The following is a 15,719-nucleotide window of genomic DNA, read 5'->3' on the forward strand; positions in this document are numbered from 1 at the left end:
TTTTACCACAACGACAATCACGAAATACTGTCACTGCTTTTAAATGATGGTGCACGCGGGAGGATTCGAACCTCCGACCGCCTGGTTCGTAGCCAAGTACTCTATCCAGCTGAGCTACGCGTGCACTGATGTTGCTTTACTTATCTTCCGGCTAAGAAAGATACTTATTAACACGAGTCGACTACTAAGTAGCTTACTAGCGTTAACGAAAGAATGGCGGTGAAGGAGGGATTCGAACCCTCGATACGGGATAAACCATATACTCCCTTAGCAGGGGAGCGCCTTCAGCCTCTCGGCCACCTCACCACACGAATTAGATGGTGCACGCGGGAGGATTCGAACCTCCGACCGCCTGGTTCGTAGCCAAGTACTCTATCCAGCTGAGCTACGCGTGCACTAATTCTGTTTTACCACAATGACAATCATGAAATACTGTCACTGCTTTTAAATGATGGTGCACGCGGGAGGATTCGAACCTCCGACCGCCTGGTTCGTAGCCAAGTACTCTATCCAGCTGAGCTACGCGTGCACTGATGTTGCTTTACTTATCTTCCGGCTAAGAAAGATACTTATTAACACAAGTCGACTACTAAGTAGCATACTAGCGTTAACGAAAGAATGGCGGTGAAGGAGGGATTCGAACCCTCGATACGGGATAAACCATATACTCCCTTAGCAGGGGAGCGCCTTCAGCCTCTCGGCCACCTCACCACACGAATTAGATGGTGCACGCGGGAGGATTCGAACCTCCGACCGCCTGGTTCGTAGCCAAGTACTCTATCCAGCTGAGCTACGCGTGCACTAATTCTGTTTTACGACAACGACAACTGAAGAATGTCATTGCTTATAAATAATGGTGCACGCGGGAGGATTCGAACCTCCGACCGCCTGGTTCGTAGCCAAGTACTCTATCCAGCTGAGCTACGCGTGCACTGATGTTTCTTTTCCACAATGCCATTAAAAAATAATGGCGGTGAAGGAGGGATTCGAACCCTCGATACGGGATAAACCATATACTCCCTTAGCAGGGGAGCGCCTTCAGCCTCTCGGCCACCTCACCGTGTTTCGGGGGCTCATATTACTGCCAGCCAAAAATAAGTCAAACACTTTATTGCCAAAAAACAGCAATAGCAGCACGCATGCACATTTAATAGCCAACACGGCAACTAAACCAACGTAACTATCGAAATGTTTGGCATATTTCGTCAAAGCTAACAAAAATATAATTTGTATCTAGATCAAACTTGAGACAAAAAAGGCCAGCATAATATAGCCGACCCATTTGAATTAGAAGTTGCCAGAACCTTGAGTTCCGTTTTCTTTTTCAGCTTGAATTCGCATGTAGATTTCTTCACGGTGAACAGATACTTCTTTAGGTGCGTTAACACCAATGCGAACTTGGTTACCCTTAACACCAAGTACAGTAACTGTTACTTCATCACCAATCATTAGCGTTTCACCAACGCGACGAGTCAAAATTAGCATTCGTGTGCTCCTTGAGTTATCTCAGTTTTATAAGAATTAATATTTATTATCCAGCAAAATTTACTACAGCGTAAATGGTCTCAGCTCAATAAATAGCGAGAAGAGGTAGATTATCCAGACTTTGCTGGTCTACCACAAACCTTTTGTGGATGATATCAGCAGCTAACTTATGATTGTCTTTATCTATCAAAAAAGAAAGGCAATCAGTTTGTCGCTGCTTATGGTGCACAATAATGCCTGCTTCTGATAAGAAAATACGAATTTCATCCGCATATTCCAATACATCATTCCCTATCATAGATAGAGTTGAAACATCACCAATATGGCGCATTTTCTCATCTAACACTAGTCTAAGTCGTGCTAAATCGTCATTTGAAGCAACAATTTGTGTGGAATCTGCTTTTGCAGTCACACTCCAAACCTCTACCCCAAATATACTTAATTGTCTTTGTAGCTCATCTTTAGATAACTCAACCTCCAACAATGCTTGATTACCTAAAATGGCAATACCAACAATAGAAGGTGTTGACGCTATGTCAAAATTTACAAGAGTGCCCTCCCCTTCATCAAACGATGAAAGTACTCGTAAAGGGACACTATGCTGAAGAGCATACTCAACTGACTGTAATTGTAGCACTTTAGCACCTTTACTCGCCATTGTTCTCATATGTTCAAAATGAATCACATTTAAACGTCTGGCATCAGGTACTAAACGGGGGTCTGTCGAATAGACCCCATCTACATCTGTAAATATTTGGCACTCAGTTGCATTCAAAGCGCTCGCAACCGCAACGGCGGTCATATCTGAACCGCCTCGCCCTAAGGTCGTGACATTGTTATCACTATCACGCCCCTGAAAGCCAGCCACAACAACAACGTTACCTTGTTCAAGTAACGCTGTTATACGCTTTGTCTCAACTTTTGTGATACTGGCATTATTAAATACATTATCCGTTCGAATAGTCACTTGATCAGCAGTTAAGGATTGCGCCTTAATGCCTCGCCTATTCAAAGCCATCGCAAGTAAAGCAATAGACACTTGCTCACCCGCTGATAATAAGACATCCAACTCTCTCGCCGTTGGAATCTCATCAATTTGTTTTGCCAACCCTAACAAGCGATTTGTCTCACCGGCCATGGCTGACAATACAACAACTATCTGATGACCTTGCTGATATGTTTTCATTACACGATCAGCTACAGCTTCAATTCGGTCAATACTACCTACCGACGTACCACCAAACTTCTGCACTAATAATGTCACTTCACCTCTCCAATATTTACAGTTTTTCAGTTAACCAAGGAGTAACCGATTCAAGAGCCGCAGGTAATGCAGCGGCATCTGTGCCGCCAGCTTGAGCCATGTCAGGACGACCGCCACCTTTACCACCAACTTGCTGGGCAACCATGTTAACAAGCTCACCCGCTTTCACTTTGCCAGTAAGATCTTTCGTTACACCAACGATCAAACCAACTTTATCGCCACTCACATTACCAAGCACAACGATACCGCTGCCTAATTTATTCTTTATTTCATCTAGCATGCCACGCAGGGCTTTATTGTCAGCACCATCAAGCTGCGTTATCAATACTTTCACACCATTGATTTCTTTCGCTTGATCAAGCAAACCAGCACTTTCTTGTGCGGCAAGCTTATCTTGAAGTTGCTGAATATCTTTTTCTAATTGCTTGCTGTGTGCCAGTAACGCGCTCACCTTTGTCGCAACAGAAGCTGTATCAGATTTAACAATACTTGCCGTTTCAGATAACAATGCTTCTTGTGCATGTAATGCATCAATAGCAGCAGCACCCGTTACCGCTTCAATACGACGAATACCGGCCGCAATACCACCTTCAGAGGTAATCTTGAATAAACCAATATCACCGGTATTTTTCGCATGAATACCACCACATAGTTCAGTTGAAAACTCACCCATGCTAAGTACGCGTACTTCATCATCGTATTTCTCGCCAAACAGTGCCATTGCACCTTTTTGCTTAGCAGATTCAATATCCATGATGTTGGTATCAATGCTGTGGTTCAAACGAATTTGTTCATTCACAACACGTTCGATTTCACGCAATTGCTCGGGCTTAACCGCTTCAAGGTTAGAGAAGTCAAAGCGTAGTGCGTCAGGCTTAACTAATGACCCTTTCTGAGCAACATGCTCACCTAGCAAGTTGCGCAATGCAGAATGCAGTAAGTGTGTTGCTGAGTGGTTCAGTGTAATCGCAGCACGACGTGCAACATCAACTTGAGCTTCAAGCTTATCGCCAACGTTAAGCGCACCTTTTTCGAGTGACCCTTTGTGACCGATAGCAGCGCCGAACTTTTGTGTATCAGATACATTGAACACTGTGCTTTCTGCGGTTAGAACACCAGCATCACCACACTGACCACCAGACTCGGCATAGAACGGCGTATTATCAAGAATGATTAATGCGTCTTCACCAGCAAGAATGCTATCAACCGCTTCACCGTCACGGTAAAGCGCAATAATGCTGCTTTGTGCTGCTGTGCCTGTGTAGCCACAGAATTCAGTATTCGCGTCTACTTTGATTGATTCATTGTAATCAACACCAAATTTACCCGCTTCACGCGCACGTTGACGTTGTGCTTCCATCGCATTATTGAAGCCTTCTTCATCAATGGTGAAATCACGCTCACGTGCAACATCGTTGGTTAAATCTGCTGGGAAACCGTATGTGTCATACAGTTTAAATACCGTTTCGCCATCAAGCTCTTTGCCGCTTAAGTTATCTAAAGCGTCATTTAAGATTGTCAAACCACGGTCAAGTGTACGACCAAAGTTGTCTTCTTCAATCTTCAATACTTTTTCAACAAGCGCTTGTTGTTTCTTCAGCTCTTCACCAGCAGTGCCCATGATTTCAGCTAAAGGACCCGCTAGCTTGTAGAAGAACGCACCTGTTGCGCCTAATTTATTACCGTGGCGCACTGCACGACGAATAATACGGCGAAGCACATAACCACGGCCTTCGTTTGACGGCATAACACCATCAACGATTAAGAATGCACATGAACGGATATGGTCAGCCACAACGCGTAATGATTGATTAGATAAATCTTCGTAACCAATCACTTCTGCAGACTTTTTGATGAGTGTCTGGAAGATATCAATTTCATAGTTAGAGTGAACGCCCTGCATAATTGCAGCAATACGCTCAATACCCATGCCTGTATCAACAGAAGGCTTAGGTAACGGCTCCATAGTACCGTCAGCTTGACGGTTAAATTGCATGAATACGTTGTTCCAGATCTCGATGAAACGGTCACCATCTTCTTCTGGTGTACCAGGGCGACCGCCCCAAATATGTTCGCCGTGATCATAGAAAATTTCAGTACAAGGGCCACAAGGACCTGTGTCACCCATTTGCCAGAAGTTGTCTGACGCGTAAGGTGCACCCTTGTTGTCGCCGATACGTACGATACGATCTGCGGGGATACCCATTTCTTTATTCCAGATGTCGAATGCTTCGTCATCTGTTTCGTAAATCGTTACCAATAGACGATCTTGAGGCAAGCCCAATACATCAGTTAAAAACTCCCAAGCATACTTAATCGCGTCTTGCTTGAAATAATCACCGAAACTGAAATTACCCAGCATTTCAAAGAAAGTATGGTGACGGGCAGTAAAGCCAACATTCTCTAGATCATTGTGCTTACCACCGGCACGTACACAGCGTTGAGCAGTTGTCGCTCGAGTGTAGCTGCGCTTTTCAATACCTAGAAAAGTATCTTTAAATTGATTCATACCTGCATTGGTAAACAACAACGTTGGGTCGTTGGCAGGTACAAGAGAAGAGCTCTCCACTATTTGGTGGCCTTTGCTCTCAAAAAACGCTAGAAACGCACGGCGAATCTCATCAGTGCTCATGTACATTGGGAAATCCTGAATAGATGTTTTATAGAAACCAGAATTATCGCCTTTAAGCGATAGTATCGGACTAAGATAAAATTTTTGGCGGTCATTGTAAAACAACCACTGTGGGTACGGGAAATATTATGTTAAAAATTACGTAAATAATGGCATCTTAACCGCTAAATATGCAGTTAATTACGGGAAGGAGGTTGTACGGCGGCTGTTAGACCCAATCGTTATAATTGATTTCAGGTCACTCATCATCACTAATATTCAATGCGTAGCTTATTTGGTCTGAGTCAAACCCTCGATATTCCATAAAGCGATAACGCTTCGCTTTTTCTTTAAGTGTATCAGCATCACTAATACCAAACTTTCGCAGAGCAACATCTTTCGCATGTTCAAACCAATCAACATCACACTCATCAAAGACTTGATTAATGATAGCCTCTGATACACCTTTATTTCTTAATTCTGCTTGAAGACGCAACTCTCCCAGCCCTTTAGCAATACTGTTTCGTACAATGAGTAATGCATAACGATGATCATTCAGCCAACCGCGCTCAAGACAGTCAGCAATTGCACTGTCGATTTCATCTTGAGCATAGTGTTTACCTTGAAGTTTTATTCGTAATTCCACTTCAGCATAATCGCGACGTGATAAATACCCAATAGCCACTTGTTTCGCTGATATTTTGTGAGGGCTATTCTTTGTCATATTAAATTCCGTTAAACAAAAAGCGGGCTTTGTATACGCTACAAAGCCCGCTTTCTTATTCATTTATGAAAGCTGTTCAAGAAGAGATATATCTTCATGTTACAGCTGCTTCAGCACTCTTATTTTAGAGCTTCAGCTTCATCTTTTTTTGAACCTGATTTTTTTTCATCAGTTTCTTCTGCTTCTTCCACTGCTGGTGATAACAGCATGTCACGCAGTAGTTTTTCAATCTCTTCAGCTATTGCTGGATTTTCGACTAGGTGCTTACAAGAATTAGCCTTACCTTGACCAATTTTATTACCTTTATAGCTGTACCAAGCGCCCGCTTTTTCTACAAGCTTATGCTTAACACCTAGATCAATGAGTTCACCGTTACGGTTGAAGCCTTGACCATAAAGAATTTGTGTTTCAGCCTGCTTAAACGGTGCAGCAATTTTATTTTTAACAACCTTGATGCGTGTTTCGTTACCAACCACTTCATCACCATCTTTAATTGCACCAGTACGGCGAATATCAAGACGAACAGATGCGTAGAACTTAAGAGCATTACCACCCGTAGTCGTTTCTGGGTTACCAAACATCACACCAATTTTCATACGAATTTGGTTGATGAAGATACACATACAGTTTGATTGCTTCAGGTTACCAGTCAGCTTACGCATCGCTTGAGAAAGCATACGTGCTTGTAAACCCATATGTGAATCACCCATCTCGCCTTCAATTTCAGCTTTAGGTGTTAAAGCCGCAACAGAATCGATTACGATAAGGTCAACAGCACCAGAGCGTGCTAGTGCGTCACAGATTTCTAATGCTTGCTCACCCGTGTCTGGCTGAGAAACAAGTAACTGATCAATATCAACACCCAGCTTCTGGGCATAGATTGGATCCAATGCGTGTTCAGCATCAATAAAAGCACACGTTTTATTTACGCGTTGCGCCGCGGCAATTGTTTCAAGCGTTAGCGTTGTTTTACCTGATGATTCAGGACCATAGATTTCAACGATACGCCCCATTGGTAAACCACCAGCACCTAATGCAATATCAAGTGAAAGTGAACCTGTTGAAATGGTTTCAATATCCATTGTGCGGTTGTCGCCCAACTTCATGATTGAACCTTTACCAAATTGCTTTTCAATCTGACCTAACGCTGCGGCAAGAGCCTTCTGCTTATTATCGTCCATTCGACTCTCCAACGGATGCTTAAATGAAATAACTGAACTTGCTTAATGATGATTAGTATACTGTCTATTCATACAGTGTCTAGCACTGTGTGATATTTTTTTTATCTTTACACTTAGCCTAAAAATAACAACGCACCATTAAGCTATCGTAACTAACCGCTGAAGCATGCCAGATAACGATTTTTCAATCGCTTGCTCTCTTACAGCGTTGCGATCACCATCAAACAAACAGGTTTCAGTATACAGCCACCCCGTTTTATCTGCCCAAGCAAAGCATACCGTGCCAACAGGTTTCAATTCTGTACCACCACCGGGGCCAGCGATCCCACTGATAGCAACACTGATATTGGCATTAGAATTATCTAACGCACCTTTTGCCATTTCTATAACAACAGGTTCACTGACAGCACCGTGTGTAGCTAGTGTCTCAACCTGTACATTAATCATTTGTTGCTTGGCTTCGTTACTATAAGTCACAAACGCGCGGTCAAACCACGCAGAACTGCCTGCTATTTCAGTAATCGCCATAGATACACCACCACCCGTGCACGACTCAGCCGTTGTTGCGATCCAACTCTGCTGTGATAACGCCGCGCCCAATTGTTCAGCCAGTTCCACTACCCTATTCATCTCTCAATCCTTATTCGGTCAGCAACACTGTATTATTGGAAATCACCTTAAAACTATTTGCCGCAAGCGCCTCTATCAGGATATCTAAATAACCGCTACGATTATCAACTTACCCACTTGAAAGCAAATTCCCCGCATTGCTACTTTGCCGACTAGCCTGATTCACGTATCCTTGTACCAGAATTTAATCCAGCAGCAACAGTAGGCAATATTGTGACAGTAAAAGGTTTAGAAACACACACACCCATGATGCAGCAATTCTTACGCATTAAAGCTGAAAACCCTGACACACTACTGTTCTATCGCATGGGTGATTTCTACGAACTCTTTTTTGATGATGCTAAAAGAGCGTCTCAACTACTTGATATTACGCTGACTAAGCGTGGTTCATCAAATGGTCAGCCTATTCCTATGGCTGGCTTACCCTACCATGCTGTGGAAGGGTACTTAGCAAAGCTAGTTCAACAAGGTGTGTCTGTCGCTATTTGTGAACAAATTGGCGACCCAGCCACAAGCAAAGGCCCTGTAGAGCGTCAAGTTGTACGTATTGTAACACCGGGTACTGTCAGTGATGAGGCGCTACTAAGCGAGCGCCGAGATAACTTAGTCGCGGCTATTTATCAAAACAGTAAAGGCTTTGGCTACGCCACACTGGATATTACTTCTGGCCGTTTCATGCTCTCAGAACCTGAAACTGAAGAAGCAATGCAAGCAGAATTGCAACGCACTAGTCCGGCAGAGCTGCTTTACCCTGAAGACTTTACGCAAATACACATGATTGATGCCATTAAGGGAATACGTCGTCGCCCTATTTGGGAATTTGATCTCGATACTGCACGTCAACAATTAACCCTGCAATTTGGTACTCGTGACTTAATTGGCTTTGGTGTCGAAAAAGCGGAACGTGGGTTATCGGCTGCTGGGTGTTTACTGCAATATGTGAAAGATACCCAACGTACTGCCTTGCCCCACATTCGTGCAATTACCTTAGACAGCAAAGATCATTCGGTTATTTTAGATGCTGCAACACGCCGTAATTTAGAACTGACCCAAAACTTATCTGGTGGCTTTGAGAACACCCTAGCATCGGTACTTGACCATACAGCTACTCCAATGGGCAGCCGCTTACTAAAACGCTGGTTGCATCAACCTATTCGAGATACCAAGCAGCTCAACCATCGCTTAGATGCAATCGCAGCATTTAAAGATACGGGGATGTTTATTGATGTGGCTGAAGTACTACGTCATATGGGCGATCTAGAGCGTATTTTAGCGCGATTAGCACTGCGTTCTGCACGCCCTCGCGATTTGGCGCGTATGCGTAGCGCATTACAATCTCTGCCCCAGCTAGCCGATTTATTGGCTGACATTGAGCAGCCACGTATCGGCGAGCTTGCACAGTCTTCTGCGCCAATGGACGAACTATGCGAATTGCTTGAACGCGCAATTATAGAAAACCCACCCGTTATTATTCGTGATGGTGGCGTATTAGCACCAGGCTATAGCGCGGAATTGGATGAATGGCGTGACCTTGCTGATGGTGCGAAAAAATTCCTTGATGATCTTGAGACTCGTGAACGAGAGCAGCATGGTATTGATAGCTTAAAAGTGGGCTTTAATCAGGTTCACGGTTTCTTTATTCAGATTAGCCGTGGGCAAAGTCATTTAGCACCCGATCACTATGTTCGCCGCCAAACCCTAAAGAATGCTGAACGTTATATTATTCCTGAACTAAAAGAACACGAAGACAAGGTACTTAACTCTAAATCTAAAGCCCTAGGTTTAGAAAAGAAATTGTGGGAAGAACTGTTTGATCAGTTACTGCCTCACTTAGAGTTGCTACAAAATACAGCGAGTGCTTTAAGTGAATTAGATGTATTAGCCAACCTTGCGGAACGTGCTGACACCCTGAACTATTGCCGACCAGAGTTAACCGACCAAACGGGAATTGAGATAACAGCTGGTCGTCATCCAGTTGTTGAACAAGTATTAAGTGAACCGTTTATTGCTAACCCAATTTCTCTTCACCATGATCGTCGTATGTTAATTATTACCGGCCCAAACATGGGTGGTAAGTCGACCTACATGCGTCAAACAGCCCTTATTGCTCTTATGGCTCACGTGGGTTCGTTTGTGCCAGCAGAAGCCGTTAGAATCGGTTCTCTGGATCGTATTTTCACTCGTATTGGTGCCTCTGATGATTTAGCTTCTGGTCGTTCTACCTTCATGGTCGAAATGACTGAAACAGCCAATATCCTTCATAATGCGACAAGCAAAAGTTTAGTACTGATGGATGAGATAGGCCGTGGTACAAGTACCTATGATGGTCTGTCATTGGCATGGGCAAGTGCTGAATGGCTAGCTGAAAAAATCTCAGCGATGACTTTATTTGCGACTCATTACTTCGAACTAACAGAGTTACCCTCCATGATGGATGGCTTAGCCAATGTTCATTTAGATGCGGTTGAACACGGTGATGAAATTGCTTTCATGCATGCAGTACAAGAAGGGGCGGCAAGTAAATCTTATGGTTTGGCGGTTGCCAGCTTAGCAGGTGTGCCTAAGGCGGTTATCAAACGAGCAAAGGCTAAGCTTACCCAACTAGAAACAACGGGTCACCAACAAGCGATAAAAAACCCTTCGAAAGCACCGAGAGAAGAGCAGCAGCTGACGTTGCTTCCTGAACCGAGTGACGTTGAAGAAGCATTAGCCAAAGTCAATCCTGACGAGATGACACCACGCCAAGCATTAGACGAGTTATACCGATTAAAGGCATTAATGTAATTAACCTAACAGCTCAAATTTGTAGAAAATAAAAAAAGGACGCATCGGCGTCCTTTTTTGTTTCTTATATTTCTAGAATAAATGACAAAAGGTGTAACAAAATGGGCTCATTTATTTCAACAAAACATAATTAAATTATTGCGCACCTTGATTAAACAACGACTCAATGTTCAGTCCTTGATGGGTCAACATATCACGTAAACGACGTAAGCCCTCAACTTGAATTTGACGAACGCGTTCGCGGGTTAAACCGATTTCACGACCAACATCTTCCAAGGTTGATGCTTCATAGCCAAGTAACCCGAAACGACGAGCAAGTACTTCTCGTTGCTTAGGATTCAGCTCTTGTAGCCAGTGAACGATGGAGTTTTTGATGTCGTCATCTTGCGTTGATGATTCAGGGCTTCCTCCTTTCTCATCAGGGATAATATCAAGCAACGCTTTTTCAGAATCACCACCTATCGGATTATCGACCGAGCTAACACGTTCATTCAAACGTAGCATACGATTAACATCATCAACGGGTTTCTCTAATTTCAGTGCGATATCTTCTGCAGTAGGTTCATGATCAAGCTTTTGAGCAAGTTCACGTGCAGTTCTGAGGTAAACATTCAGTTCTTTTACGACATGGATTGGTAAGCGGATGGTGCGGGTTTGGTTCATGATCGCGCGTTCTATTGTTTGGCGGATCCACCACGTTGCATAAGTCGAAAATCGAAAGCCTCGTTCTGGATCAAACTTTTCAACTGCTCGAATAAGCCCGAGGTTCCCCTCTTCCACTAGATCAAGCAAAGCAAGACCACGATTGCTGTATCGACGGGAAATTTTAACCACTAAACGTAAGTTACTCTCAATCATACGCTTACGTGCAATTTCATCACCACGTAATGCTCGTCGCGCATACAATACTTCTTCTTCTGCCGTTAGCAGTGGTGAAAAACCAATTTCACCAAGGTAAAGTTGTGTTGCATCAAGCGCTTTTTGCGTGGTTCCGTATTTAGAAACATCAACTTCATCATTTGAGCTTTCTTCCGGCTCAGCTTTAGTACTCGCTGCTGCCGCATCAGCTATTGCCTCGATATCAATGTCTTCATCAAGGTTTAATGTGTCAGTTTTTTTTGCTGTGCTGCTTCTACTCATAGCGCCTCCCAGATGGCGAGTTAGCAAGACATTACAACTTCTCTATGTCATTCTATTTTTTGGGCAAATACCGCATTGGATCAACGGATTTACCTTTATAACGAATTTCAAAATGTAAACGAACACTGCTTGTACCCGAGCTTCCCATTGAAGCAATCTTCTGCCCGGCTTTTACTGTTTGCTGCTCTTTCACAAGCATTTTATCGTTATGGGCGTAAGCACTAAGGTAATCATCGCTATGCTTAATAATAATGAGATTACCGTAGCCACGAAGTGCGTTACCAGCATAAACCACTCGACCATTTGCTGATGCAGCAATCGTTGCACCACGTTGACCAGCAATGTCTATGCCTTTATTTCCATTTTCTGAATTGGAAAACTTTGCAATAACGCGCCCATTATTTGGCCAGTTCCAACTAGCGACCTTGTTACTGGCTGCTGGTTTTTTTGTTGCTGAATTGTTACTTTTTGTCGCTTTTTGAGAGTACTCCTTTGTGCGATCTTGATCAACTTTTTTATTGACTGTTTTTTGCTCAACTTTCTTTGGTTGCACTGGAGGTTTGGGCTTCGTTTTTTTTTGCTGTGCAGGTGATTTTGGCTTAGCAGTATTAGCTGTTGTTTTTACTGGGGGTTTAACAACAGCGACAGCAGCAATGCCGTATTTAGGTGCAACGTATTTCGAATTCCAAAGATCAAGTTTTTGTCCGGGATAAATCGTATAAGGGTATGACAATTTATTCTGAGCAATTATTTCTTTAACTTCTTTACCTGTTACATAAGAAATAAAATAAAGCGTATCGCCTTTTTGAACTCGATAGTAACTGCCACGAAAACTACCACGATCAACTTGTGAGTAATCTTTATTAAGGCTAGAAACAGGTGCAGGCGTGTGACTGCTACAGGCAGACAACAGCAGCAGACAAGCTGCAACTGAGGCTATACACCATATGTTTCCCTTCACACGCAGCCCCATCACTTTATGCTAAATCTCCAGCAACCAAAGGAACAAACCTAACGGCTTCAATATCTTGAGAAACAAACTGTTCGCCATTACGAGTGATCTTTTTTAATACCTGTAAGTCATCGCCAACAGGGATAACTAACCGTCCACCGTCAGTAAGTTGCGCCAATAATTCCATCGGCATTTCTTCTGCGGCTGCGGTAACAATAATGGCATCAAATGGGCCTTTATTATGCCAACCTTTCCATCCATCCCCATGTTTAGTCGATATATTATGGAGATTTAATTGTTTTAGACGGCGTTTAGCTTGCCATTGTAGTGCTTTAATACGCTCAACTGAATATACATGATCAACTAATTGGGCGAGTACCGCGGTTTGGTAGCCCGAGCCAGTGCCAACTTCCAACACGTGTGATTGTGCCGTTAATTCGAGTAACTCTGTCATCTTACCGACGATATAAGGTTGAGAAATGGTCTGTCCGCTACCGATGGGTAATGCATTATTCTCATACGCTTGGTGAGAAAAAGCCTCATCAATAAACAGTTCTCTTGGAACGCTGGTTATTGCATTGAGTACTTTCTCATTTCGAATACCATGACGTTGTAAAATAACCATCAAGTTATGTCGTTCTTTCGCGTAGCGCATCCCTATTTTTCCCCCTCTTCATTCATCCATAACTCAACACTCTCAAGAGCATCATGCGCCGTTAAATCAACCTGCAACGGAGTAATCGACACCAAGTTTTGCTCTACAGCATGAAAATCAGTGCCAGGACCAGCATCTTGGCATGCCCCTGGAGGACCTAACCAATATAATACCTTCCCTCTAGGATCCACATCTTTAACCATCTGTTCTGCACGATGACGGGCACCTAAACGCGTCACTTTCCAACCCTTTAACTCAGAAAAAGGAATGTCAGGTACATTGATATTCAAGATCTTGTTTTTAGGTAACGGCTTCTTTAGCAAGTTCACAACAATACTTTTTACTACTTGTGCTGCGGTATCAAAATGTGTTGAACCGACCAATGAAACCGCAACTGCAGGTACACCTAAAAAGTGTCCTTCTGTGGCAGCTGCAACCGTACCGGAATACAGCACGTCATCACCCAAATTGGCGCCATGGTTAATGCCTGCGACCACGATATCTGGACGATAATCTAGCCATTCATTCAATGCAAAATGCACGCAGTCTGTCGGAGTGCCATCGACAGAAATACGTCTATCTCCCTCTTCGCGAATACGAAGAGGGTAATCGAGCGTTAATGAATTCGATGCGCCAGAGCGGTTTCGATCAGGCGCAACAACAGTCACTTCTCCCAGTTCACTTAACACTGTCGCTAGCGTGTTAATGCCCTCGGCAAAAATGCCATCATCATTACTGATCAATATTCGCATGCGTACTACCTTCTTGTTCGACAAGTAATTCTCTGACTACTGACGTCGCAAAACAGCCGGCAGGTAACGCAAATGATAATACAACATCATTGCCATCAAATTGCCATTCCATCTCTTTTGGTTTCAGTAATAAAGTACGACGTTCATGGCGCATTCGATTATCACGGATCAACTTCAGTAATGAAGGTTCATTAGCAATAATGGCTAACTCAAAAGCCTCTGCATCTGCTGCTGTCGGCAATGCATTATCGCCCACTAACGGTGCAGTAATATTAACAAGCCCCTTATCAATACTAGCTTGCAATTCTTCGGTAATAGATTCGGCAAGGAAGCAATTGTCTTCACCGGCATTTTGCAGGCAATCACCAACCATTAACGAATTCACGCTGCCTTGTTCAATACGGGTTGATAACACCATATTAAATAGCCATGAACGAGCGGCTGACAAGTAAAAACTACGCTTGCTTTTATCACGTAAGCGGAACTCGTCATTGCCCCAGCTGCGTGCTTTAATCACATTATTACCACCGTGACCAAAACGTTGCTGACCAAAGTAATTTGGCACACCGTGCATTTTTACTTGTTCTAGTTTCAGGGCTAATTCTTCAGGGTTGGTTAGATCAAGCAGGCGTAACTGGAACCAGTTACCAACAAGATCACCCGGTCGTAATTTTTTGTCATGACGTGTTGTTTCGAGTACTTCAATACCTGGATGCTCAGCAACAAAATCCGTTAAATCAGGATCTGCCTTACCCGGTAAGTGAACACTGATCCATTGCTCAGTCACAGCATGGCGATCTTTAAGGCCGGCCCAGCTCACATCTCGGGATTTAACACCGCAAGCCTTCGCAAGTTCATTCACTACATATTTGGTATTTTCACCCACTTTGCGGATCTTTACCATGAAGTGCTCGCCTTTGCCTGCGAACTCAAAACCTAAATTTTCTTTTACGATGAAATGCTCTGGCAGTGCTTTAATTTGCCCCTGACATGTTGGTTTTTCATATAGCCAACAAAAATTATCCATTACATTCAGCATATTATCAGACATCACAACACCGTCATTATTGAGCATTAATTAGTACTACCGCTTCGCAAGCGATGCCTTCTTTGCGCCCAGTAAAACCGAGACGTTCTGAAGTTGTCGCTTTAACATTAACATTACCGATATCTGTTTCTAAATCTTCGGCAATCGCTTGGCACATCGCATCAATATACGGGGCCATTTTAGGGGCTTGGGCAATGATCGTCACATCAAGATTACCAAGATGATACCCTTTATCCTTTACTTTACTGTAGACATCTCGCAGTAAAAAACGGCTATCAGCCCCTTTCCACTCCGCGTCTGTATCTGGGAAGTGACGTCCAATATCACCCGCGCCAATAGCGCCTAACAAGGCATCACAAACGGCATGAAGTGCAACGTCGCCATCTGAATGGGCAATAAGACCTTGCTCATAAGGGATAGCAACACCACCAATAATAACGGGCCCTTCACCACCAAACTTATGTACATCAAATCCGTGTCCAATTCGCATCAG

At 43.5% G+C, this 15,719-nt stretch carries 13 protein-coding genes and 8 tRNA genes; 1 reads left to right on the forward strand and 20 read right to left on the reverse strand.

The window, feature by feature from the left end:
* Window positions 1-47: 47 nt before the first annotated feature.
* The 14 genes from C9J47_RS25690 to pncC all read right to left on the reverse strand — a co-directional run bounded on the left by C9J47_RS25690 (window position 48) and on the right by pncC (window position 7,895).
* Window positions 48-124 (reverse strand) — tRNA-Arg (locus C9J47_RS25690).
* Window positions 125-214: 90 nt separating this feature from the next.
* Window positions 215-306, reverse strand: a tRNA-Ser gene (locus tag C9J47_RS25695).
* A gap of 12 nt (window positions 307-318) precedes the next feature.
* Window positions 319-395: transfer RNA gene (locus C9J47_RS25700), tRNA-Arg, on the reverse strand.
* A gap of 57 nt (window positions 396-452) precedes the next feature.
* Window positions 453-529 (reverse strand) — tRNA-Arg (locus C9J47_RS25705).
* A gap of 90 nt (window positions 530-619) precedes the next feature.
* Window positions 620-711 (reverse strand) — tRNA-Ser (locus C9J47_RS25710).
* 12 nt (window positions 712-723) lie between these two features.
* Window positions 724-800 (reverse strand) — tRNA-Arg (locus C9J47_RS25715).
* Between the two features lie 54 nt (window positions 801-854).
* Window positions 855-931 (reverse strand) — tRNA-Arg (locus C9J47_RS25720).
* 37 nt (window positions 932-968) lie between these two features.
* Window positions 969-1,060, reverse strand: a tRNA-Ser gene (locus C9J47_RS25725).
* 227 nt (window positions 1,061-1,287) lie between these two features.
* Window positions 1,288-1,485, reverse strand: a complete 198-nt coding sequence (gene csrA / locus C9J47_RS25730) for a carbon storage regulator CsrA (RefSeq protein ID WP_006232594.1) — start codon at window positions 1,483-1,485, stop codon at window positions 1,288-1,290.
* 85 nt (window positions 1,486-1,570) lie between these two features.
* Window positions 1,571-2,749 (reverse strand): aspartate kinase, encoded by a 1,179-nt coding sequence (locus C9J47_RS25735; protein ID WP_107256759.1) that lies wholly within the window; start codon window positions 2,747-2,749, stop codon window positions 1,571-1,573.
* 16 nt (window positions 2,750-2,765) lie between these two features.
* Entirely contained in the window at window positions 2,766-5,387 is a 2,622-nt protein-coding gene (gene alaS / locus C9J47_RS25740; protein ID WP_107256761.1) for an alanine--tRNA ligase, read from the reverse strand.
* A 232-nt stretch (window positions 5,388-5,619) separates the two neighbouring features.
* On the reverse strand, window positions 5,620-6,084 hold the full coding sequence (gene recX, locus C9J47_RS25745; protein ID WP_107256764.1) for a recombination regulator RecX: 465 nt from the start codon (window positions 6,082-6,084) through the stop codon (window positions 5,620-5,622).
* A 119-nt stretch (window positions 6,085-6,203) separates the two neighbouring features.
* Window positions 6,204-7,265: a recombinase RecA gene (gene recA / locus C9J47_RS25750; RefSeq protein ID WP_107256766.1), complete on the reverse strand. Its 1,062-nt coding sequence runs from the start codon at window positions 7,263-7,265 to the stop codon at window positions 6,204-6,206.
* Window positions 7,266-7,403: 138 nt separating this feature from the next.
* The gene (gene pncC / locus C9J47_RS25755) at window positions 7,404-7,895 is read right to left on the reverse strand and encodes a nicotinamide-nucleotide amidase (protein WP_107256768.1); all 492 of its coding nucleotides are present in this window, start codon (window positions 7,893-7,895) and stop codon (window positions 7,404-7,406) included.
* Between the two features lie 246 nt (window positions 7,896-8,141).
* Between pncC and mutS the strand changes: the two genes are divergently transcribed.
* Window positions 8,142-10,679 carry a DNA mismatch repair protein MutS gene (mutS, locus tag C9J47_RS25760; protein WP_425440616.1) on the forward strand — a complete coding sequence of 846 codons (2,538 nt, stop codon included), beginning with the start codon at window positions 8,142-8,144 and terminating at the stop codon, window positions 10,677-10,679.
* A gap of 135 nt (window positions 10,680-10,814) precedes the next feature.
* Here the strand turns inward: mutS and rpoS are convergent, their stop codons facing one another.
* From rpoS to ispF, 6 genes are read right to left on the reverse strand one after another with little or no spacing between them, the layout of a single operon-like run.
* Window positions 10,815-11,819 (reverse strand): RNA polymerase sigma factor RpoS, encoded by a 1,005-nt coding sequence (gene rpoS / locus C9J47_RS25765; RefSeq protein ID WP_107256772.1) that lies wholly within the window; start codon window positions 11,817-11,819, stop codon window positions 10,815-10,817.
* Between the two features lie 52 nt (window positions 11,820-11,871).
* Window positions 11,872-12,792 (reverse strand): murein hydrolase activator NlpD, encoded by a 921-nt coding sequence (gene nlpD / locus C9J47_RS25770; RefSeq protein WP_107256889.1) that lies wholly within the window; start codon window positions 12,790-12,792, stop codon window positions 11,872-11,874.
* 4 nt (window positions 12,793-12,796) lie between these two features.
* Window positions 12,797-13,426, reverse strand: coding sequence for a protein-L-isoaspartate(D-aspartate) O-methyltransferase (locus C9J47_RS25775; protein WP_107244345.1), 630 nt, complete (start codon window positions 13,424-13,426; stop codon window positions 12,797-12,799).
* Between the two features lie 2 nt (window positions 13,427-13,428).
* Window positions 13,429-14,178 (reverse strand): 5'/3'-nucleotidase SurE, encoded by a 750-nt coding sequence (gene surE, locus C9J47_RS25780; RefSeq protein ID WP_107256774.1) that lies wholly within the window; start codon window positions 14,176-14,178, stop codon window positions 13,429-13,431.
* Window positions 14,159-15,217, reverse strand: coding sequence for a tRNA pseudouridine(13) synthase TruD (gene truD / locus C9J47_RS25785; RefSeq protein ID WP_170107583.1), 1,059 nt, complete (start codon window positions 15,215-15,217; stop codon window positions 14,159-14,161). The genes surE and truD overlap by 20 nt, the downstream gene beginning before the upstream one ends.
* Window positions 15,218-15,242: 25 nt before the next feature.
* Window positions 15,243-15,716 carry a 2-C-methyl-D-erythritol 2,4-cyclodiphosphate synthase gene (gene ispF / locus C9J47_RS25790; protein ID WP_107256776.1) on the reverse strand — a complete coding sequence of 158 codons (474 nt, stop codon included), beginning with the start codon at window positions 15,714-15,716 and terminating at the stop codon, window positions 15,243-15,245.
* Window positions 15,717-15,719: the final 3 nt, after the last annotated feature.

Source organism: Photobacterium indicum (assembly GCF_003026215.1).
Lineage (GTDB): Bacteria > Pseudomonadota > Gammaproteobacteria > Enterobacterales > Vibrionaceae > Photobacterium > Photobacterium indicum.